At 64.6% G+C, this 22260-nt stretch carries 11 protein-coding genes; 5 read left to right on the top strand and 6 right to left on the bottom strand.

Annotation, left to right across the window (positions count from 1 at the left end; genetic code table 11):
* Nucleotides 1-33 precede the first annotated feature (33 nt).
* The gene (locus ACVOLL_RS09990) at nt 34-2178 is read right to left on the bottom strand and encodes a S46 family peptidase (RefSeq protein WP_481512771.1); all 2145 of its coding nucleotides are present in this window, start codon (nt 2176-2178) and stop codon (nt 34-36) included.
* Nucleotides 2179-2317: 139 nt separating this feature from the next.
* On the opposite strand from ACVOLL_RS09990, the gene ACVOLL_RS09985 reads away from it, so the two are divergent.
* Both ACVOLL_RS09985 and ACVOLL_RS09980 read left to right on the top strand, forming a co-directional pair.
* Nucleotides 2318-4003 (top strand): Hsp70 family protein, encoded by a 1686-nt coding sequence (locus ACVOLL_RS09985; protein ID WP_481512770.1) that lies wholly within the window; start codon nt 2318-2320, stop codon nt 4001-4003.
* Nucleotides 4000-5526 carry a J domain-containing protein gene (locus ACVOLL_RS09980; RefSeq protein ID WP_481512769.1) on the top strand — a complete coding sequence of 509 codons (1527 nt, stop codon included), beginning with the start codon at nt 4000-4002 and terminating at the stop codon, nt 5524-5526. Before ACVOLL_RS09985 ends, ACVOLL_RS09980 begins: the two co-directional genes overlap by 4 nt.
* A 260-nt stretch (nt 5527-5786) precedes the next feature.
* Here the strand turns inward: ACVOLL_RS09980 and ACVOLL_RS09975 are convergent, their stop codons facing one another.
* Together ACVOLL_RS09975 and ACVOLL_RS09970 are read right to left on the bottom strand one after the other, a co-directional pair.
* Nucleotides 5787-9647, bottom strand: coding sequence for a translocation/assembly module TamB domain-containing protein (locus ACVOLL_RS09975; RefSeq protein WP_481512768.1), 3861 nt, complete (start codon nt 9645-9647; stop codon nt 5787-5789).
* Nucleotides 9644-11443, bottom strand: a complete 1800-nt coding sequence (locus ACVOLL_RS09970) for an autotransporter assembly complex protein TamA (protein ID WP_481512767.1) — start codon at nt 11441-11443, stop codon at nt 9644-9646. The genes ACVOLL_RS09975 and ACVOLL_RS09970 overlap by 4 nt, the downstream gene beginning before the upstream one ends.
* Before the next feature lie 521 nt (nt 11444-11964).
* On the opposite strand from ACVOLL_RS09970, the gene ACVOLL_RS09965 reads away from it, so the two are divergent.
* Nucleotides 11965-14739 (top strand): TonB-dependent receptor, encoded by a 2775-nt coding sequence (locus ACVOLL_RS09965; RefSeq protein WP_481512766.1) that lies wholly within the window; start codon nt 11965-11967, stop codon nt 14737-14739.
* A gap of 48 nt (nt 14740-14787) precedes the next feature.
* On the opposite strand, the gene ACVOLL_RS09960 is transcribed toward ACVOLL_RS09965, so the two are convergent.
* The 3 genes from ACVOLL_RS09960 to glyQ are packed head-to-tail and all read right to left on the bottom strand — an operon-like array spanning nt 14788 to nt 19334.
* Entirely contained in the window at nt 14788-16350 is a 1563-nt protein-coding gene (locus tag ACVOLL_RS09960) for a tetratricopeptide repeat-containing sulfotransferase family protein (RefSeq protein ID WP_481512765.1), read from the bottom strand.
* 3 nt (nt 16351-16353) lie between these two features.
* Entirely contained in the window at nt 16354-18426 is a 2073-nt protein-coding gene (gene glyS / locus ACVOLL_RS09955; RefSeq protein WP_481512764.1) for a glycine--tRNA ligase subunit beta, read from the bottom strand.
* The gene (glyQ, locus tag ACVOLL_RS09950) at nt 18423-19334 is read right to left on the bottom strand and encodes a glycine--tRNA ligase subunit alpha (protein ID WP_481512763.1); all 912 of its coding nucleotides are present in this window, start codon (nt 19332-19334) and stop codon (nt 18423-18425) included. Before glyQ ends, glyS begins: the two co-directional genes overlap by 4 nt.
* A gap of 92 nt (nt 19335-19426) precedes the next feature.
* Here glyQ and ACVOLL_RS09945 point away from each other — a divergent pair, with 92 nt between their 5' ends.
* Both ACVOLL_RS09945 and ACVOLL_RS09940 read left to right on the top strand, forming a co-directional pair.
* Nucleotides 19427-21229: a GspE/PulE family protein gene (locus ACVOLL_RS09945; protein WP_481512762.1), complete on the top strand. Its 1803-nt coding sequence runs from the start codon at nt 19427-19429 to the stop codon at nt 21227-21229.
* Nucleotides 21226-21951: a glutamine amidotransferase gene (locus ACVOLL_RS09940; RefSeq protein WP_481509489.1), complete on the top strand. Its 726-nt coding sequence runs from the start codon at nt 21226-21228 to the stop codon at nt 21949-21951. Before ACVOLL_RS09945 ends, ACVOLL_RS09940 begins: the two co-directional genes overlap by 4 nt.
* Nucleotides 21952-22260: the final 309 nt, after the last annotated feature.

Raw genomic sequence — 22260 nt, 5'->3', positions numbered from 1 at the left:
GGCGGCGCCTTCGCGCCGCCCACCCTGTGCCGCTTACTCGGCAGGAACACCCATTTCCTGCAGCAGCGCGGGTGCCGGGTACACCTTGGCCAGCAGCCAGCGCAGGTAGCGCATGTCCACGTGCACCGCGCGCTTGTAGCGCGGGTCGAACCACCAGCTGGCGCTGACCGACTCCCAGTTGGAATCGAAGTTCAGGCCGATCAGCTCGCCCTTGGCATTGAGCACCGGCGAGCCGGAGTTGCCGCCAGTGGTATCCAGGTTGGTCAGGAAGTTGACCGTCTGCGTCTTCAGGGCCGGATCGGCAGTGCTGCCGAAGTCGCCCTTGGCGATCGCCGCCAGCAGCGGCTTGGGCGCGTCGAACGGCACCGCGTTGGTGTTCTTCTCGACGATCCCGGCAACGGTAGTCACCGGCGCGTAGCTGACCGCATCACGCGGGTGCAGCGCCTCGACCTTGCCATAGCTGATACGCAGGGTGCTGTTGGCATCCGGGTACACCGCCCGGCCCTGGCTTGCACGCCAGGCAAACAAGGCCTGCATGTAGGACGGACGCAGACGCAGCTGCTCGCCTTCGCGCTCCTTGCTCTTGGCCTCGGCGGCGATCTGCGCCTGCACCAATACCGCGGCTGCCTGCATCAGCGGGTCTGCCGCTATCGCCTGGCCCTGCCGCGCGGTAGCGAAACGCGCCAGGCGCGCTTCCTCGGTGCCGAGCCCGGTGCCCTTGTAAAGCGCATCCAGACGCTGCGTCAGCTGTGCCGGTGTGCGGCCAAAAACCTCGTCGTAGCCGCGCTCGCGCTGGCCGTCGGGCAGCTGCTGGTAGCGCAGCATCAGCGCGCTGATCAACGCTTTCTCGGTCGCCGGATCGTAGCGGCGCTGCACCTGCTTGAGCACGCCTTCGATCAAGGCCTGGTCACGCTGCTGATAGCCACTCTCGCGCTGTGCGTCGGGCTTGGCTGATTCGATGCGCAGACGCTCAAGCAGCATTGCCGAACGCAGCAGCTGGGTCTGCCCGGTCAAGGTGCTGAGCAGGAACTCACTGGCACCTGCCTGCTGCCCCGCTGTCAGCGAGGCGAACAGCGCATCGATATCGGCCTTGTACTTGCCGTCGGCGCTGGCCAGCATCGCCTGCTCGTCCTGCTCTCGCTGCATCTTGGCATCGCTACGCAGCAAGCCCTCCAGCTCACCGGCAGCACGCTTGCGGTTGTTCTTCAACGACTGCAGCTGCGAGGCGTAGCGCGTACGCGCTTCCGCATTGCTCTTGCCTTCTGCTTCGATAACATCGATCAGCTGCTGGAATACATCAACACGCCGTGGCAGCACGGTGTCGATCTGGTTGGCGAACTCAGCGGCAGTACGCAGGCGATAGGTGGTACCCGGGTAACCGGCCAGCATCGCGTAATCGCCTTCCTTCGGACCATCCAACGCCATCTTCAAGTGCGCCGGCGGCTGGTAGGGCACATTGTCCTTGCTATACGGCGCGGGCTTGCCGTCCTTGCCCACATAGGCACGCAGCAGGGTGAAATCGCCGGTGTGGCGCGGCCACATGAAGTTGTCGATCTCGTCGCCGTAGTTGCCGATCGCGCGCGGCGGTGCGTAGACCAGACGGATGTCGGTCAGCTCCAGCTGGCGGATGCAATAGAAGTCGCTGCCGTAGTACATATTCGCTACAGAGCAGCGCACGCGGCCTTCGACCTCGCAGTCGGCAACGATGCGCTTGCGCGCGCTTTCCACTGCGTCGAAGTAGGCACGCCCGGTCTTGCCACGCGCATCCTTGAGCACCTCATCGGTGACCTTGTCGAAGCCTACCGTCACCAGCACCCGGTAGTCCGGATTGGCAGCTCGCTCATCGTCGCGGCCCTGGGCGATGAAGCCCTCGTCGATGATGTTGTGTTCCTTGCTGGCGTTGTACTGGATGACGCCATAGGCCACATGGTGATTGGTCAGCAGCAGACCTTCGTCGGAGACGAACGCGCCGGTACCCCCGCCGACGCGCACCACCGCGCTCAACGGCGGTGCGGTGACGTCTGCCAGTTGCTTCGGATCGCCCTTGAAACCGGCGTCCTTCAACGTCCTGGCCAACTCCGGCAGCTGCGTGGGCATCCACATGCCTTCGTTGGCGTGGGCAGCAGCGGCCAGGCTCATGCCCAGCGCCAGCGCGGCGGTAAGTGGTTTACGCGTCATCGGAACTCCAGCGGATTACAGAACAGCCGCCGACAGTAGCGGTGCCGGCGCATGCCAGCAACCTTGACACGTCTGAATGTGGTCCCCGGAACGCCGCTTGCCTACAATCCTCCAATCAATCAGGACAGGGCAGTCAAGGATGATCGTTGGTATAGATCTGGGCACCACACATTCATCGATCGGCATGCACAAGGCCGATGGCCCGGTGCTTTTCCCCAATCCGCATGGGCAACTGTTGACACCGTCGGTGGTGAGCGTGGCCGATGGTGCCGTGCTGGTTGGGCAGGCCGCACGCGACCGGCTGGTCAGCCACCCCGGCGAAAGCGTCGCCCATTTCAAGCGCTGGATGGGCACCGAACGCGAAACACGGCTGGGTACGCACCGCTTCCGTCCAGAGGAACTGTCGGCGTTGGTCCTGCGCTCATTGCTGGCCGATGCCGAGGCCGCACTCGGCCACAAGGTCGAAGAAGCCGTCATCAGCGTGCCCGCTTATTTTTCCGATGCGCAGCGCAAGGCCACCCGCGCCGCCGGCCAACTGGCCGGCATCCGCGTCGAACGCCTGATCAACGAACCCACCGCCGCCGCGCTGGCCTATGGCCTGCAGCAGCGCGACCAGGAAGGTCGCATCCTGGTGCTGGACCTGGGGGGCGGCACCTTCGATGTCTCGGTGTTGGAGCTGTTCGACGGCATCGTGGAAGTGCATGCCAGCGCCGGTGACAACTTCCTTGGTGGCGAGGATTTCCTGGAAGTGTTGGCGCGGGCATTCAAGCAGGACACCAAGCTGGATGCTGCCGCTGTAAGCGCAGCCGAATCAGCGCAGCTCACGCAGCGACTGGAGCAGCTCAAGCGCGACCTCAGCGGCAACGCGCAGGCCGGCCTGCAGATCACCCTGGGCGAACGCGAACTGCAGTGGAGCATTGAAGAATCGCGCTACGCGCAACTGTGCGAGTCATTGCTACAGCGGATGCGTGCGCCGATCGAACGCGCGATCCGTGATGCCCGGCTCAAGCCCGAGGCACTGGACGACATCATCCTGGTCGGCGGCGCCGCGCGCATGCCGATGGTCACCCGTTTGGCGACGCGCATGTTCGGGCGCCTGCCTTTGCGTCACATCAACCCTGATCAGGCGATCGCACTAGGCGCCGCCGTCGCGGCCAGCATGAAGGCTCGCGACAGCGCGCTGCGCGAGATCGTACTGACCGATGTCTGCCCGTACACGCTGGGAACCCAGGTATCGCGAATGGGTCCGGACGGCAAGGAACGTACGGGCTACTTCCATCCCATCATCCAGCGCAACAGCGTGGTGCCGGTAAGCCGCGAGGATACGTTCCACCCAGTATCCGCCGAACAGAAGTTTCTGCGCATCGATGTCTACCAGGGTGAAAGCCCCACCGTCGACAAGAACATCAAACTGGGCGAACTGCAGGTTCCGATCACCACACGCGGCGACGGGGACCGCTCGGTCACTACCCGCTTCACCTATGACATGGACGGTATTCTGCAGGTGGAAGTCACCGAGAACGCCACCGGCAAACGTCATGAGCTGGTGTTGGAACAGAACCCCGGCGTGCTGGCACCGGAACAGATCCGCGAACGACTGAAGGCGCTGGACACGTTGAAAGTACACCCGCGCGAGCAGCAGCCGAACCTTGCATTGATCGCACGGACCGAGCGTATGTACTCCGAATTTGTGGACCACCGCGAACAGTTGCAGGGCTGGCTGCTGCAGTTCCGCGAGGTCTTGGAGAGCCAGGATACGCAGCGGGTTGAGCGTGATCGCCGCGAACTGGACCGGGCGCTGGACCAACTTGAGGGCCTGCGGTGAACTGGGCATTGGAGGCGCTGGAGCTTGAGCCGGGAGCAGACGAGCGCGCTATCAAGCGTGCCTACGCGCGGCTGCTGCGTGATAACCGGCCCGACGAAAAGCCGGAGGATTTTCAGCGCTTGCATGAGGCCTACCAGACGGCGCTGCGGTGGCAACGCTTCCAGCAGAGTTTTGAACAGCAGGAGTTCGCACTGGAGCAATCCGCCGGAGCGGAACCACAGTCGGAACCTGCCGCTCCAAACTTGGTGCTGGTGCCTGAGCCACAGCGCTCCGACGCGCATGGGGAAGACGACCCTGCATTCGCAACGAACCCGCAATGGCCCCCATACACCGGACCGCTAACTCCGATGCAGACGCCGTCGTCTGGATCTCTTGGCGACAGCAGCACGCAGCAAACGGTGTCAAATTCTGATCCCGTCGCAATGATGTTGCCACCACAGATCGATCTGGAAGATCTGATCGCACGCATTATCGAAGCAGCACAAACGATGCCAGATACCGCGTTCAGTCACTGGTTGGATGAATGCCCGGAGTTATGGTCAATCAGCGCCAAGGCCGATGCAGGAGACGCGCTGCTGGATCAGCTTCATTCGCAGGAGCTATCCATCAGCGGCAGCAACTTCGACCTGATCGTGACGACCTTCCGTTGGGAGGAAATCGGCAGCCATGTCGATCCAGATGCCCTCGCTGGCATGCGCGGGGCCCTGCACGTGCGATGGATCATGCGTGCCGACAATGAATCGCAGCTGGCCTTGTTGCTGCGTACAGGCAACGATGGCCCGGTAACTTTGCCTGATGTACGGAAGTGCCGCGAGCTGCTGGTACGTCCATGGCACCGCTTGCAAGCCTTGTGCAGTGCCTGGAACCCGACTCAGGTACAGATGGTGCGGGCTACCCTGCAGCGTCTCAGTTGGCTCGATGGTCAACTTCCATCCCCTCCCCTGAATCGACGGCAGCTGCAGTTCTGGCGCGATGTCGCTGACGAAACCCGGCTCACCCTAGACCGTATGCTGCTGGGCTTGGTGCGCGGTGCGATGCTGTCGATTCTCTGGCTGGTGCTGCCGATGGCGGTTTATTCGGTAGCCGCCGCAGGCGATCTTTCCGCCGGCCGCGGCTGGCCGTCGCCTAGCAATCTGTTGCCACTGGCCATCATTGGCGTAATGGTCATGCTGCTATTGGGCATGGGCACGTTGCCATGGAAACTCGCATGGCGACAAATGGCGATCCCCTGCCTGGCCCTTGGCGGCATCGCCATCGACCAGGTCCACATCAACCTGCTAGGCGCCATCCTGGCCGGCAGTGCGCTGTGGATGGCTGTACGCGCGACGCTGCGCAATGCTCCGCAGTGGAATCGACTAGCTCCGATCTTGGGCGTGGGAGCATTCATCGCGCTGCCCTTCGTCACGACCGCTACGAGGATGACTTACGGTGAACTCGTCGGCGGGCTCGCCATGCTGCTCTACCTCTACAACCAGTGGCTGTCATGGCGCAGCAAAGCCCGGCAGGCCCCTTGCATGGAATGAATCCTGCGAGCACGGCGATGCCGCCAACGCTGGTGTCGAACATTGGTCCAACACGGGCCTCGGCTGCTACAGCTTCGCAAGAACGCTCAGCACAGGTTTTGTGCTGTTGTGGGAGCGGCGTAAGCCGCGAAGCCGGTGCGGCATGGTTTCGCGGCAAAGCAACGGCTTCGGTGCTGGCAATGCGCCAATGACTGCGGTGGGAGAGGTAGCTTCGCGGCTGACGCCGCTCCCACAACATCCCACAGCACCCATGCTGCTGCTCAGCGCTCCTTGCGCCAGTTCACCGAGCCGCGGTTTTCAACCGTGGACGATTCCACTTCGATATCGAAACCACGCCGCAGCAGGTACTTCAAGGTCAGTACCGAGCCGCTGCCGACCAGCGAGACGCCGTAGCCGATGTAGAGCTTGGGCGTGATGTACTTGCCCACGCCGATCACCGAGCCACCCAGCGCGCGTGATTGGCTTACGCCTGCATCATCGAGGCCAAGCTTGGCGCCCACCTGTGCGGCAAGCAGGCCGGTACCGGCCGACAATGCCGCCGAGGCCGCGTTGACCTGCTGTGCCTGGTCGCTGCTGGCCATGCTCAGGCTGCGCCCCAACACCAGATAGGCCAGCGATTCGGATTGCGACATCGCCGGGTCCGACCACACATCCACCCGCGGCTGCTGGGCACGGCCGGTGACGTGGATGCCGGCGGTGACATCACCGATCGCACGCTGTGCCTTGATGTTGATGCGCGGGTCGGAGACCACGCCGTAGTTCCACAGCAGCTGGCCGTCGGTGATGGTCAGGTCCTGACCATAGGCCTTGTAACGACCACTGACTTCCAGGCCACCGTTGGCGGTCATCTCGCGGCCCGGGCGTGCACGTACCTGCATCCGGCCGGTCAACGCGCCCTTCAATCCGAAGCCACTCATCTTGACCTTGTCGCCGAGGCTGACGGTCAGGTCCATGTCCAGCGGCGAGGACGGGCCTTCTTCCGGATCGACCGGGTCCAGCACCACGATGTCTTCCGATGCCGAAGTGCCGCGGTCCAGGCGCTCAAGATCCAGATCGGCCTCGGGCACATGCACGCTGCCGCGCAGCTCCATCGCGGTGCCGGCCAGGGTGAAGTCCAGATCCGGGTTGGCCACCACCCGCAGTTCGCTGGTATTGGCCAGCAGCACCTTGTCGCCATGGATATGCAGTTGCAAGGGCTGCGCATCGCCGAACCAGGACAGGCCACCGTCCACCTGCAGCGTGCCTTCACCACCGGTCTTGGTCGATGCGCTGATGCGCGCCGAGCCATCGGGCTGGGCGATGAAGCTGCCCTTGCCTTCGCTCAGGGTCAGGCCCAGCGCCGGGAATTCACCGGTGAAGTTGCTGAGCTTGGCCTCGCCACCCAGGGTCGGCTGCGAGCGCGTGCCGCGCAGGCTGACGTGGCCTTCGATCAGGCCTTGCGGGCGCACCAGATCAGGCGAGAACAACTCCAGCCAGTACAGCCGCGCGATGTTCATGTACAGCTCGCCGGTGAGCGCCGCATTGGGCTCCCAGCCGGTCTGCATCTTGGCATCGATGAAGCCGTCGCCCTTGAAGCCGACGCCGAGGTAGCCCTTGATGCTGTTGGGCAGCATGTCGACCTTCAACGAGAAGTTGTCGTAGCGCACCAGCTCGCCACGCGCGTTGTCACCGAGACGGATACCGCCCTCGGCCGAGGCCACCTTGAAGGCGCCCTCCCAGGCATTGCCGCGCGGGCGGATGTTGCCATCCAGGGTGAGTTCGCCGCGCAGGTACATGCGGCGGCCCTCGTTGGGCGGCAGCCACGGCTGCACCAGCGCAAGCGGCAGCGCATCACCGCGCAGTTGCAGACCCTCGCGCGGCCAGTTGGCGGCAATGCACAGGGCGCCACCGGTAGCCGAGCCCAGGCAGGCATCGGACAGGGTGAAGTTGCTGCCCTGTGCACTGAACGCGGCCGGCTGCCGCAGCTGCCATGGCGCGCCCTTGACCGGCGCAATGCGCAGCGAGGCAAGCTCGCCACGCCAGGCCTGACCCTGCTGACGCACGCTGCCGCTGACCGCGACCGCACCCAACTCGTTGCGGGTGTCGGCGTCCAGCTGCAGGTTCTGCACGCTGCCACGTGCGTTGATGTTGACCTGGTCCAGCAGCATGCCGACTTCGACCGCACTGCCGTGGATGGCCAGCGCGCCGTTGTTGCCCTGCCATGGCAGGCGGCCGTTGACGCTGATCTGCTGCGCCTTCCAGTCGTCCCATTGCAGGCCATTGCCGCGCAGGTCGGCGGTGATGTCCGGCTGGCTCGGCGTGCCGCGCAGCTGCAGCGTGCCGGCCAGGCTGCCGGTACCGCCGGGCAACAGGTCGGACAAGTGCAAGGGCTCCAGCCGCGCATCCACATCCAGCCGATCACCGACCTTGCCCTTGGCCTCGATCTGGCTGTCGCCCATCACCAGCCGTACATTGCCTTCGCCCTGCATTCCCTGCAGCGCAAGCTTGGCGCGCGCATCGACGCGGCGGCCGCGCAGCATGCCGTTGATCTGCGGCACGTCCAGCGTCGCCTCGAAGCGCATGTCGCTGCTACCGGCCACCGCCGGCAGCTGCTTGCCCTTGGAGGCCAGCGAGCCGGACAGGTTGCCTTCCCAGCCCGGCGCGAAATAACCGGGATCAAATTTGGACAGGCTTGCATCCACATCCCAGGCCAGGGTCGGTGCCCATGCCGCCGAGCCCTTCAGTTCCAGCGCGCCACCGGGCGTGGTCGCCTTGAGGTGTTCGATATGCGCCTGCTGGTCGTTGCCGCGCACATCGAAATCGAGATTGGCGTCCTGTGCTTCGCGCGCCACTTCGGCCTTGCCAACGGCGGCCCAGTTCTTCAGATTGCCAGCCACACCCAGCCGCGCTTCCTTCAAGTGCAAGGGCACCGGTGTGCTGTCCGGCGAACTGGGGTCCGGCTCAGGCGTGTAGGTCAGCTGGTTGGCCACCACTGCGAAGCGGAAGCCCGGATTCTGTGCATCGCTGAAATCGGCGGTGCCCTGCAGCCGCACGCTGCCGCCGAAAGCTTCGGCGACCAGCGGCGCAACCGTCAGCACCTGCTTGTCGATGGCGACATTGGACGGTGCCAGCACCAGCTCGTTCTCACCCTGACGTACCCGGCCCTGCAGCCGCGCCTGGCCGCCGCGACCACGCGCGGTGAAATCCAGCGCCAGCGGTGCCGGTGACTCGGTCAGGAACTGCGCAGGTACCACTTGGCCGATATCCAGCTGCTCACTGCGCGCGGCCACGTTCCACACCGGATCAGTGCGGCCATCCAGAATGAAACTGACATGCAGCGGCTTTGGCGCATAGCCGGCCACGGCAACTTCCATATGGGCAAGGTTGCCACGCGCGACCAGACCCAGCCGCGCGGCGGGCTGGCCCGGACGCGGCGGCATCAGCGCGCGCACGGTCAGGTCGGTGGCGTAGTCCTCGCGCGGCAGGTAGTGGCCGTCGATGCGGAAATCACCGAGATTGCTGTTGACCTTGATCTGGTTGGCGGTGAACTCACCATTGGCAGCTTCAAGCCCACCGCGGACCTTGCTGATATCGATGATCGGCTGCTGCAGCTGGGTGATACGCAGGCCATCGATGACGATGGTGTCGGCCTGCAAGGCCAGCGGCAATTCGATGGCGGGCAGCACATCCGGCCAGTTGGGCAACTCGAAGGGCTTGTCTTCCGACGGCCCCAGCTCCAACGAGGCATCGGTGATGCGCAAGGCATCCAGGCGCAGCTTGCGGCCAAGCAGCGGGCGGATATCCGGGTCCAGATAGGCCTTGCCGGCAGTGAAATGCAGCTCGTTGTAGCGGAAATCCAGGTCGTGCAGGATCAGCGGCCCGGCCAACGGGCCTTCGGCCTTGCTCCAGGTCAGCGATGAACCCGCTGGCAGGCGCGCCACCACTTGCGCCAGCAGCACCTCGCGGCCGGCCACGGTCTGCAGCAGCCAGTACAGCGCGAACAGGCCCAGCAATACCAGCACGGTGATGGTGATGCCGCTACGCACGGCCAGCTTGCGCAGCCGCGCCTTGCGCTTGGCACGCAGCTCGGCGATGCGCGCTTCGCGTTCTTCCGGGGTCACATCATCGGGCCGACGGCTCATAGGTCAGCCCCGATGTTGAGGTAGAGCTGGAACTGCGAATCGGGGCTGTTCAATCCGTGTGCGATATCGATACGCACCGGGCCTACCGGTGATTTCCAGCGCACGCCAAAGCCAACGCCGGTATGCAGATCGATATTGTTGTCGAAGGCGCTGCCGGTATCGACAAACACCGCACCACCCCAGGGACCGCCGCCGAAATAGTGCTCGTATTCGACCGAACCGATTGCCAGGTTCTTCGCGCCCAACGCGAACTTGTCCGGTGCAGGCGTGCGTGGACCGACTTCGCGGTAGGCGTAACCACGGATGGAGCGATCGCCACCGGCGAAGTAACGCAGGCTTGGCGGCATCGCGACCAGATCGCTGGTCCAGGTGGTGCCAGCCTGCCCGCGCAGGATCAATCGGTCGGCATCACCCAGCGGGATATACCAACGCACGGTGGCATCGGCCTGGACGAAACTGGTATCCGAACCGGCACCTTCGATGCCGCCACGCATCGTGGCGTTGCCACTGATGCCGCGGCGCGGGAAGCTTTTGTCGTCGACGTTGACGTAGTCAGCGGTGAGCTGCGGGTAGACCAGGGTCGAGTAGTTGTAGACCGCTGCGTTGAACTGGTTGCCGGAGCTGTAGCCCCAGCGCTCGCGCAGTGCATTCATCGAGACGATGGCGGTCAGGTTTTCGTTGATTTCACCGCTGCGGCTGGCAATCAGCTTGACGTTGCGCAGGTCGATGTAATCGGTCTGCTCGTCATAGGCGCTGACCGCATAGCTGTACCAACCATCCAGCCAACGGAAGCCGGGCACGCGGTAGCTGGTGATGAAACTCTTGCGTCGCTGCGCGTAGTCCAGCTGGGTGCTGAGCTTGTGCCCACGGCGATTGACGTAGCGGCGCTCGACACCACCGCGCACACCCGGGCCGCTCTCGCTGCCGTAGCTCAGACCGGCGGTGTAGATGGTGCGCTTGGCGCGGGTCAGCTTGACGTTGACCGGCACCTCGCCATTGTCATCGGCCTGCTCTGGATGCGGCTGGATGTCGATGACGCTGAAGTAATCGAGCTTGGTCAGCGACTCGCGCAGGCGATCGAGCTTGCCTTCGTGCCAATAGCTTCCCTGTTCCCAATAGACCAGCGGCTCGAACAGGCCCGGGCGGAAGTAATCCTGCTCGAAGTTGATCGGCCCCATGTTGTAGCGGCGGCCGCTGTCCCAGGTAAGGAAGATGTCGGCGGCGTTCTCGGCGCGGGTCACTTCCACCTTGCGCTGGGTGAAATCGGCGTCGAAGTAGCCGCGCTCGGCCAACCGCCGGGTGATGGTGATCTTGCTGGCCTCGTAACTGACCGAATCGAATACCTCGCCGGTCTTGGGGTGGAAGGCTTCAATGTCTTCCTGCAGGTATTTGTCGCGCGAGGCCGGGCCGGTGATGGCCAGATCCTCGGTGCGGACCTTGACCTGCTCGCCCTTGTCGACCTGGATCAGCACCTGCAGGGTATCGCCGGTGCGCGGCGCTTCCACGGTGATCTTCGGGTTGTAGAAGCCGAACGGCTCCAGCGCCGTACGGGTCTGCCGCTCCGCCTGCGACAGCAGGTATTCCAGCCTCGACTCCCCCTGCACCTTGCCGATCGCGTCGTAAACCGACAGCGAGGACTCGATGTTTTCGATGATCTCGGCATCGTCACCCTTGTCCAGACCCTTGATCTGGACCTTTTCGATGGTGCCGCGGGCATGGGCGAGGGGTGCTGCTGCCAGCGAAGCCAGGAACAGAAGGAGCGGGATAATTCGAGATAGCTGCATGCGCGCCAGCATACCGGTCTGAACATGACCAGCAAAATCACACGGCCGTCATCAAGCTGCCTACGGCAACGCCGAGCCGCGCTCGGCAGTGACTTTCCCAGAGATCCATCAGCTCCTGTGGGAGCGGCGTCAGCCGCGCAGCCCATAAACCATCAGATTGCGAGCATCCCGTTGATCCCGACATTGCCGGCTTCGCGGCTGACGCCGCTCCCACAAAAAACAGGGGCTGTATCGGCAATGCCCCTGGTCGAGCATGGATCGGCACTACATTGGATTTGTTCGCAGCCCGGCAACGCAATCTGCATCTCGCTACCGTGAGCCACCCGGTGGCCAAGCATGGTTCACCGCCACTCGCAGCCGCCGCGCTGTCCGGATCATCACGCCATCTTGACGGGTACAGTTAAATTATCGTGAAACACCCAGCCGCTCCGGTTCCTAGAACACGTGGTGATGCTGTCCCGGGTTAGTGCGCTGCCAGTAGGGAGCGGCCGGTTGACTGGGTCCAGGCACTTCCACAAGTCCAGGTACCCATGATGAAACGACAACTCCTCAGCGCAGCTGTATGCACCGCCATCGCCGCTTATTCGTCCCTCGCCTTCGCCCAGACCCAGAGCGAGGCAGACAAGAGAAACGTTGAAACCCTCGACAAGATCACCGTCACCGGCTCGCTGATCCCGCAGGTGCAGGTCGAGACAGCCACCCCCATCACCTCGATCACCGCCCAGGACATCCAGAAGCAGGGCTTCAAGGATGTCTACGAGGTCCTGCGCTCGCAGCCACTGGCGACCGGTGCGGTACAGGACAGCCAGTTCTCCGGCGGCTTCACCTCGGCGGCCAAACCCATCAGCCTGCTCGGCCTGGACCCGGGCTTCACCCTGGTGCTGATCGACGGCAGGCCGATGGCCGATTACCCGCTGCTCTATAACGGCCAGAGCAATTTCGTCGACCTCGCCAGTATTCCAACGTCGATGGTCGAGCGCATCGACATCGCCCCCGGCAACCAGTCCTCGATCTACGGCTCCAGCGCGATCGCCGGTGTGGTCAACATCATCCTGAAAAAGCAGCTTGACGGTACCGAGATGAGTTTCCGCATGGGCAGCTACGACGGCGGCGGCGGCGCAAACCAGCGCTTCCAGCTGACCAGCGGCCACAGCTGGGGCAAGCTCGACCTGACCGCCGGCCTGCAGCTGAGCAACCAGGACCCGATCTACGGCTTCAACCGCAAGGACTTCGACTCAACCAACGACAGCCCGAACGCCGCTGCGCACTATGGCAGCCGCACCTTCGTGCACAACCGCAGCAACGGCGCCTACATCGATCCGGGCGCGGCGGCCTGTGCGCCGCTGGCGGGCCTGTTCGGCGGCACTACGATCTATGACACCCGCCCAGGCCGCGGCAACTATTGCGGCAGCCGCTATGAGCCGGGCTATTCGACCATCCTCAACAAGGAACGCAGCGCCTCGGGCTACGCCAACCTCAATTTTGCGCTCAACGACAGCACCGACCTCTACGCCACATTGCTGATGAACCGCACCAAGAACGAGAGCAACTCCGGCTCCCGTTTCTGGCAACCGTCGTTGGATACCAGCGGCTACATCTTCAACGGTCTCACCGGCGATCTGGAAAGCTACCAGCGCATCTTCTCGCCGGAGGAAACCGGTGACCTCAACTTCAACAACGAGCGCCAGACCGCCGACTCCTACAACGTCGCGCTTGGCATCAAGGGCGCGGTGGGCCAGTCGAACTGGGACTACAACGCCTATTACGCCCGCTCCGAATACCACATCGACAGCCGCCAGTGGTGGCCGTTGAAGGACAAGATGGAAGACTTCTTCCGCGAGCACTTCCTCGGCCCGCAGCTGGGTGATTACTACGGCTATCCGATCTACGAACCCAACGATGCAGGCTTCTACCAGGCACTGACGCCGGAGCAGTACCGCAGCTTCCAGGGCGAGATCCGCACCAAGTCCAAGACCTGGACGCAGAACGTCAACCTGCAGTTCACCAATACCTCGCTGTTTACCCTGCCCGCTGGCGACGTTGGCTTTGCCGGCGTACTGCAGGCCGGCCAGCAATCGTGGAGCAACCCCACCGATACGCGCGTGGTTACCGACCAGTTCTGGGGCCTGAGTGGCACCCAGGGCAAGGGCAAGCGCGACAACTGGGCCGCAGCGGTGGAACTGCGCGTGCCGATCTTCAGCAAGCTCACCGCCAGCCTGTCCGGACGCTACGACGACTACAAGAACGATGGCGGCGGCAGTGATTCACGCGCCACCTGGAAAGCCGCGTTGGAATTCCGGCCGATCGACTCGCTGTTGTTCCGCGCCAACTACGCCACTGCATTCAAATCGCCGGACATGGCCTATGTGTTTGCCGGCGACAGCGGCTTCTATACCTTCGTCCCTGACTACTACCGCTGTGCCACTGAACAACCTGGCGTTCCGATCAGCCAGTGCACCCTCAACGACGAACAGGTGCGTGGCTCCCGCTCCGGCAATGGCGACCTGAAGTCGATCACCGCCAAGTCCTGGGGCGGTGGTGTGGTCTGGTCACCCAACAGCAGCTTCACGGTCAGCGCCGACTACTACCGGATCAAGATCGACAACAAGGTCGCCGATCTCGATCTGGACCTGCTGTTGCGCAATGAATCGGCGTGCCGCCAGGGCCAGCTGGATGCCAACTCCCCGACCTGCGTCGATGCCCTGCAACGCATTGGCCGCGCCGGTGCAAATGCACCACAGCCCAACCAGATCAATACGGTGGCGGTAAACCCGATCAATGTCGCCAAGGAGGATGTCAGCGGCATCACCGCCAACCTGGACTATCGCTGGGCCACCGACAGCTGGGGCAATTTCATGGCCGGTGCGCGCTACAACGTCACCCTCAAGCACGAGAGCCAGCAGTATCCGGAAGACCCGGTGATCGACCTGCTGCGCAATCCCTACTACTCGTCCGAGTTCAAGAACATCTTCAGCGGCACCCTGGGCTGGCAGATGGGCGACTGGACCACGACGTTGTATGGCATCCGCTACGGGCGTACGCCGAACTTCGCCGCCCAGGACACCACCCAAGGCTATGCAGCCAACAATGCCGGCAGGGTCAAGGCCTGGACCACCTTCAACCTGACCGTGGACTACGCGGTAACCGATGATGTCTCACTGAGCGTCACCGCCAACAACCTCACCGGCGAGCGGCCACCGCGTGACCGGACCTACACCACGTATCCGTACTACAACGTCTTCAACTACAACGGCTATGGCCGTTCGTACATGCTGGAGATGAACTGGCGCTTTGGCCGCAGCCAGTAACCACAACCGACAGGTAGTGAGACAGGAGCGGCCAAGGCCGCTCCTGTTCTATCTGCGGCCCTGCAAACGCTCACGCAGTGGTGCGAGCTCAGTTGCATAGCGTTGCCATTCGTCGATACTGCGGGCGTGCACCGGCTCGCGCACCTGCACGCTGCTCAGGGTGGCAGTCGCGGCCGCATTGCGGGTCAGGTCACTGCCGCCGCTTTCCACTTCCAGTCCACAACGCTGCAGCACCTGCGCCAAGGCCGCATCGGGGTCGCGCACCATCGCTTCGTAATCGATCTCCAGCACGCGCCCGGGCAGATGCTGCTGCCAGGCCTGCATCAGCTGCGTATGCGCCGCGTGGTGCGTGGCCAGAGCATCCAGATCGTAGCTGTAACCATAGGAGTCGCCGAACATGGCGCGGTAGTTGGAGAAGCACACTGCCATGGGATCGCGCCTGACGTAGACGATCACCGCCTTGGGGAGTGCACGGGCGATGGGGCCTGCCAGCAAATAATTCGGTGGCAGCTTGTCGATGAAGCGGCGTTGCCCATCCAGCCGCCAACGCGTCTGCCGCAGATAGCCGTTGCCGACGGCAGCGTAGTCCAGCGCTGGCAGTGCCTGCAGCAATGCAGGGTCAAGCAGCGCACGGCCGGCCTGGTCGGCGCCCCAGCGCAGCTGCTGGGCGAAATCGCCAAGTTCGCCGGCAGACGCTATCTGCGAATGATTGCCGAGCATGCGCTCAAGCACCGTGGTGCCCGAACGCGGCATGCCAATGATGAAGATGGGCTGTGCGCCATCCTCTTCATCGGCTGCTTCTACGGGTGCGAAGGTCCCCGCTGCTGCCAGCCGGGCCATCGCCTCATGCTGTGCGTGATCGGCAAGACGATCGTGGCGCAAGCGTCGCCACATCGTGGCATTGCCTTGCCGCAGCGCATCCCATGCCGCAGGGAAATCGCCCAGGTCTTCCAGTTCCTTGTAGAGCGCGAACCACAGTGCTGCGAGGTCTTCGCTGTCCGTTGCCGTTGCCTGCAGCTGCCTGCGCAGGCCGTCGACATGATTGTCGTCCGCACGCCAGCGGCGCAGGCGTGCACGCGTCAGCGCAGCTCGCCCGTGGCCGGGATTCAGCTGCAGGCAATGCATCAGCGCCCGCTCGGCCGCTTCCAGCTCACCATTGAACTGCAACTGCACGCCAAGAAAATAATAGAAATCTGGACTGTCGAAGCCCACTGCCGCCGCACGCCGCATCAGTTGCAGGGCGTCGGCATGCAATCCAAGTGATTGCAGCACGTGGGCCAGGGCCGCCAGCGTAGGGCTGTCGCTGCACCGGGCCACGCAGGCATTGCGCATCAACCGCGCCACGCCTTCGCTGTCGCCTACCCGCAACAAGGCCTGGGCGACGCGCAGCAACAGCGCCGGCTCGCGGTAGTCCAGGCTGGCAGCCTGTTGCAGTTGTTGCACAGCCTCGCGCAGCCGGCCCTGCGCCAATACGGTGCCGGCCAGCATCACCCGCGCATGGGCATGCGCGGGCTGCTGATCCACCACGGCACGCAGCTGCCGCTGTGCCTCCGGAATGTCACGCCGGGCCAGAGCGGCCTGTGCGGACTGCCAGGAGGCGCCGGTGTCCATGCCTCAGCTGGACAGGTGTTCGATCGCGGCGACGCTGCCGAGGCGGTCACCCAGCGTGCGCAGCAGCGCCAAGCGGTTGCCACGCAGGGCCAGGTCATCGGCATTCACCATCACCGCGTCGAAGAACGCGTCCACCTGCGGACGCAGGCGCGCCAGGCGGCCGAGCACGGCCACATAGTCCTTGTGCGCGAGCGCGGTGCCGGTGTCGTCGATGGCGGCGGTGACGGCTTCGGCCAGTTCACTCTCGGCCGGCTCACGCAGCAGCGCCGGGTCGATCATGCCCGGGATGACACCGTCAGCCTTGCGCAGGATGTTGCGGATACGCTTGTTGGCTGCAGCCAACGCCTCGGCTTCCGGCAGCTGGGCAAAGGTGCCGATGGCATCGATGCGGCGGTCGAAGTCGTACAGCGAGGCCACGCGCAGCTCGGCAACAGCGTTGAAGTGGGTGGCCGGCACGCCCTTGTCGGTGTAATAGCCCTTCAGGCGGTCGATGATGAAGTCGTACAGCTCGCCTGCATCGGCCTGCACCTTGCGCTCAGCCAGACCAGCATTCGCCGATGCCAGCAACGCCGGCAGATCCAGGTCGAAGCCCGACTCGATGATGCTGCGGGCCAGACCCAGCGCATTGCGACGCAGCGCGAACGGGTCCTTGTTGCCGGTCGGCTTCAAACCAGCAGCAAAACCACCAGCTAACGTGTCCAGACGCTCGGCGATCGCCAGCACCTTGCCCAGCGGCGACAGTGCGATGTCATCGGCAGCAAAACGCGGCTGGTAGCTCTCGTCGATGGCCAGCGCCACCGACGGCGATTCGCCACCGGCAACCGCGTAGTGGCGACCGGCAATGCCCTGCAGTTCCGGGAATTCATTGACCATGCGCGACTGCAGGTCGTTCTTGGCCAGCTCGGCAGCACGCTTGGCCTGCACCGGGTCGGCACCCACCTGCGGCGCGATGATCTGCGCCAATGCGCTGACGCGCTGCACCTTGTCGGCGACGCTGCCCAGCTTGGCCTGGTAGGTGACGGTCTTCAGGCCGTCGCCCATGCCCACCAAACCCTGCTTGAGGTCTTCATCGAAGAAGAACTTGGCATCGGAGAAGCGCGGGCGGATCACGCGCTCGTAGCCCTTGGAAACCTCGGCCACGTCCTTGGATTCGATATTGGCGATGCCGATGAATTTCTCGGTCAGCTTGCCGCCGCCGTCGAGCACCGGGAAGAACTTCTGGTTGATCTCCATGGTCTCGATCAACGCTTCCTGCGGCACGGCCAGGAATTCGCGCTCGAAACTGCACAGCACCGCCGCCGGCCATTCGACCAGGTTGACCACCTGTTCCAGGTTGTCGTCGGTGATGCGCGCCACGCCACCAGCCTGTGCGGCTGCGGCATTGACCTCGGCGACGATGCGCTCGCGGCGCGCGTCGGCATCGACCAGCACGTTGGCGGCCTTCAGCGATTCAACGTAGTCGGCCGGGTTGCTCAGCCACACCTGCTTGTCGGCCATGAAACGGTGGCCACGGCTGAAGCGGTCGGACGTCAGGCCCAGCAGCTCGGCCGGCACGATGTCGTTGCCGTGCAGCAGCACCAGCCAATGCACCGGGCGGGCGAAGGCGTATTCGTGGCTGCCCCAGCGCATCGGCTTGGGGATCGGCATGGCGGCGATGGCTTCGCGCAGGATCTCCGGCAGCAGGCTGGCGGTCAGTGCGCCCGGGGTCACCGAACGCAGCACGAAACGCTCGCCCTTGGCGTCGGTGGTGCGCTCCAGCGCGGTCCAGTCGATGCCGGCCTTGGCGGCAAAACCCTGCAGCGCCTTGGTCGGCTCGCCATTGGCATCCAGCGCGATGTTCAGATACGGGCCGAACACTTCCGAGTGCTGCTCTGGCTGTTCGATTTCCACGCCCGGCAACAACACGGCCAGACGACGCGGGGTCGACAGCGGCTTGGCATCGCCACGCTCAAAGGCCACGCCACGCTTGGCCAGGCCATCAATCACGCCATCAAAGAAGGCCTGCGCCAGGCCCGGCAGCGCCTTGACCGGCAGCTCTTCCACGCCCAGTTCGATCAGCAGTGGTTGCATGCTCATGCCTGCACCTCCTTCGCTGCGACCGCTTCGAGGCGCTTGGCCTCATACAGCTTGGCCACCGCCTGGGCCAGCGCGCGCACGCGCAGGATGTAACGCTGGCGCTCGGTCACCGAGATGGCGCGGCGCGCGTCGAGCAGGTTGAACGAATGCGAGGCCTTGCAGACCTGTTCATAGGCCGGGAGCGGCAGGCCGGCTTCCACCAGCTTCTGCGCTTCCTTCTCGCAGGCGTCGAAGCGATGGAACATTTCTTCCACGTCGGCGTACTCGAAGTTGTAGGTGCTCTGCTCCACCTCGTTCTGCAGGTAGACATCGCCATAGGTGACCGGGGTGCCGTCCGGGCCGTAGGTCCAGATCAGGTCGTAGACGTTGTCGCAGTTCTGCAGGTACATGCAGAGCCGCTCCAGGCCATAGGTGATTTCGCCCAGCACCGGCTTGCACTCCAGGCCACCGGCCTGCTGGAAGTAGGTGAACTGGGTGACTTCCATGCCGTTGAGCCAGATTTCCCAGCCCAGGCCCCAGGCGCCCAGGGTCGGCGATTCCCAGTTGTCCTCGACGAAGCGCAGGTCGTGCACCAGCGGGTCGATGCCCAGCGCCTTGAGCGAATCCAGGTACAGCTGCTGGATGTTGTCCGGGCTCGGCTTCATCGCCACCTGGTACTGGTAGTAGCGCTGCAGGCGGTTGGGGTTCTCGCCGTAGCGGCCATCGGTGGGACGGCGCGAGGGCTGTACGTAGGCGGCATTCCAGCTTTCCGGGCCGATCGAGCGCAGGAAAGTGGCCGGGTGGAAGGTGCCGGCACCGACCTCCAGGTCCAGCGGCTGGATCAAGACACAGCCCTGTTTCGCCCAGAAATCATTGAGGGTCTGGATCAGTCCCTGGAAGGTAATCGAAACGGGGGGAGTCGCGGACATGCTGCCTGAGCCGTACGTAAGGGGTGCGTTAGTATAGCGACCGACCGCGCGATGGCCGCGCCAGCAAGGGGTTTGGGGTGGAAAACGCTGCTGTGGAAGGGATTCAGGCACCGTCACCGCAGGTGGCTATCGCCCCGGGAAGGCTGCAGTTTTCCAACGTCGCCAGCGCCCTGCTGGCCGACGGGCTGGTGGCCGCGCACGACCAGGAGCGGATCCGTTTCTCTGCCCAGGGCGCGCGCAACGCCAGCGAAGTGCACCCGCTGGTGCTGCTGGCCAACCTGAAACTGGCTGCCACAAGCGGGACTGGCGAACTGGGGCTGGAGCGCCTGACCGAATGGCTGGCCGCACGCACCCAGACCCGCTACCTGCGCATCGACCCGACCCGCGTGGACGTGGCCGGTGCCACCGCCGTGGTCTCCCATGCCTATGCGCGCCGTCACCGCATCCTGCCGCTGGGTCTGGACAGCGAACGCGTGCTGGTGGCCACCAGCGAGCCGATGGCACGCGACTGGATACCCGACCTGCAGCACCTGACCCGCCGCCGCATCGACATGGTGCTGGTCAATCCGCTGGACCTGCACCGGTATTCGATGGAGTTCTTCGGCGTCACCCGCTCGGTGCGCGGCGCCCGCAGCGACGCCCGCGACAACAGCAACGGCGTCACCCCGCCCAGTTTCGAGCAACTGGTTGAGCTGGGCAGCGCCGGTGACGTCAACGCTGACGACCACCATGTGGTCAGCATCGTCGACTGGTTGCTGCAGTACGCCTACGAGCAGCGCGCCAGCGACATCCACATGGAACCGCGCCGCGACAAGGGCCGGGTGCGCTTCCGCATCGACGGCGTGCTGCACAAGGTGTTCGAACTGCCGCCGTCGGTGATGACCGCGGTGATCAGCCGGGTCAAGGTGCTGGGCCGCATGGATCTGGCCGAGCGCCGGCGCCCGCAGGACGGTCGTATCAAGACCCGTTCGCCGGGCGGACGCGAAGTGGAAATGCGTCTTTCGACCATGCCCACCGCGTTCGGCGAGAAGTGCGTAATGCGCATCTTCGACCCGGACTCGGCGTTCAAGAGCATCGAGCAGCTGGGCTTCAGCCCGGAAGAAGCCGCCGGCTGGAACGAGCTGGTGGCGCGGCCGCACGGCATCGTGCTGGTCACCGGCCCCACCGGCTCCGGCAAGACCACCACCCTGTATTCCACGCTCAAGCGCCTGGCCACGCCGGACGTGAACGTGTGCACGGTGGAAGATCCGATCGAAATGATCGCGCCCGAGTTCAACCAGATGCAGGTGCAGGCCAATATCGACCTGGACTTCGCCTCCGGCGTGCGCACCCTGCTGCGACAGGACCCGGACATCATCATGATCGGCGAAATCCGCGATCTGGAAACCGCACAGATGGCGGTGCAGGCCTCGCTGACCGGCCACCTGGTGCTGTCCACCCTGCACACCAACGACGCGCCCTCGGCGATCACCCGCCTGCTTGATCTGGGCGTGCCGCATTACCTGATCGCCTCCACCGTCAACGGCGTGCTGGCGCAGCGACTGGTGCGTACCCTGTGCCCGCACTGCAAGGCGCCGGACACCTTGGATGACAACGATTGGGCACCACTACGTCATGCCCATGAAGCATTACCAGATGTGGTCACGGCATATGCGCCGGTCGGTTGCCTGGAGTGCCGGCGCACCGGTTACATGGGCCGGATCGGCCTGTATGAGCTGCTGCCACTGGGTTCACGGCTGCGCGCCCTGATCACCCGCGACATGGATCTGGCCGGATTCAGCAAAGCCGCGGCCGCCGACGGACTGCGCACCCTGCGCCGCACCGGGCTTGAAAAGGTGGCCGCAGGGCTGACTACAATCGAGGAAGTCCTGTCAGTACTGCCGCCACCGGAATGAAGTCCCAGCCGTTCTTGATCGTTGAAACCGGGCAGCCGTTCCCGACCCTGCGCCGCTACGGCCGCTTCCCACACTGGATCCGCGTGGCCGCCGGCTTGGAAGAGGCCGACACCGTCGTGGTGAACGTCGAGCACGGCGAGCAGTTGCCGGCGCGTGGCGATTTTGCCGCCACCATCGTCACCGGTTCGGCAGCCTTCGTCACCGACCGCGCCGACTGGAGCGAGCGCAGCGCCGACTGGCTGCGCGACGCCGCCCACGCCGGCATGCCGCTGCTCGGCATCTGCTACGGCCACCAGCTGTTGGCGCATGCCTTGGGCGGGGAAGTGGCCTACAACCCGGCCGGGCGCGAGTCCGGCACCATCCAGCTGGAGCTGGAAGCCCCGGCCTCGGCCGATCCGCTATTCGCCGGCCTGCCGGCCAGTTTCCCGGCCCACGCCACCCACCTGCAGACGGTATTGCGCGCGCCCGAAGGCGCCACCGTGCTGGCGCGCTCGGTGCAGGACAACTGCCACGCCTTCCGCTGGGGCGAGCAGGCCTGGGGTCTGCAGTTCCATCCCGAGTTCGCCACCCACCATATGCGCGGCTACGTCCGCGCCCGCGCCGACTGCATCGCCCGTCATGGCGGCTGCGCCCGCAGCGTCGCCCGCGAGGTAAGCGCCGCGCCGCTGGCCCGCCAACTGCTGCGGCGCTTCGTGCGGCATGTGCGCCGCGAGACGCATTGAACCTGCGGTTGTCTTGTGGGAACGGCGTCAGCCGCGAAGCCGGCAATGCTGCAATGGCGGGCATATCCGCAATCTGAAGATTCAAGGGCTTCGCGGCTGACCCCGCTCCCACAAAGGCCGAAGGGCCAGCCCCAAGTAGTGCCGAGCCATGCTCGGCAGAAGCTTTCCCGGCAATCCAACCCGTAGTGGGGGGGGGGGGGGGGGGGGGGGGGGGGGCGGGGGGGGGCGGGGGGGGGGAGCGGGGGGGGGGGCGGGCACGCCCGCCGCCCCCCCACACGACAGCGAGCAAAGCCCGAGACGAACAACCCC

Source organism: Stenotrophomonas sp. STEN035, assembly GCF_056759935.1.
The sequence above is the reverse complement of the archived record's forward strand: the minus strand, read 5'-3'. Positions and strand labels throughout refer to the sequence as shown.

Coding starts and splice junctions, on each gene's coding strand:
- ACVOLL_RS09965 (WP_481512766.1), top strand. CDS start 11,965: ATGAAACGACAACTCCTCAGCGCAGCTGTATGCACCGCCATCGCCGCT.
- ACVOLL_RS09990 (WP_481512771.1), bottom strand. CDS start 2,178: ATGACGCGTAAACCACTTACCGCCGCGCTGGCGCTGGGCATGAGCCTG.
- ACVOLL_RS09960 (WP_481512765.1), bottom strand. CDS start 16,350: ATGGACACCGGCGCCTCCTGGCAGTCCGCACAGGCCGCTCTGGCCCGG.
- ACVOLL_RS09985 (WP_481512770.1), top strand. CDS start 2,318: ATGATCGTTGGTATAGATCTGGGCACCACACATTCATCGATCGGCATG.
- ACVOLL_RS09975 (WP_481512768.1), bottom strand. CDS start 9,647: ATGAGCCGTCGGCCCGATGATGTGACCCCGGAAGAACGCGAAGCGCGC.
- ACVOLL_RS09970 (WP_481512767.1), bottom strand. CDS start 11,443: ATGCTGGCGCGCATGCAGCTATCTCGAATTATCCCGCTCCTTCTGTTC.
- glyS (WP_481512764.1), bottom strand. CDS start 18,426: ATGAGCATGCAACCACTGCTGATCGAACTGGGCGTGGAAGAGCTGCCG.
- glyQ (WP_481512763.1), bottom strand. CDS start 19,334: ATGTCCGCGACTCCCCCCGTTTCGATTACCTTCCAGGGACTGATCCAG.
- ACVOLL_RS09940 (WP_481509489.1), top strand. CDS start 21,226: ATGAAGTCCCAGCCGTTCTTGATCGTTGAAACCGGGCAGCCGTTCCCG.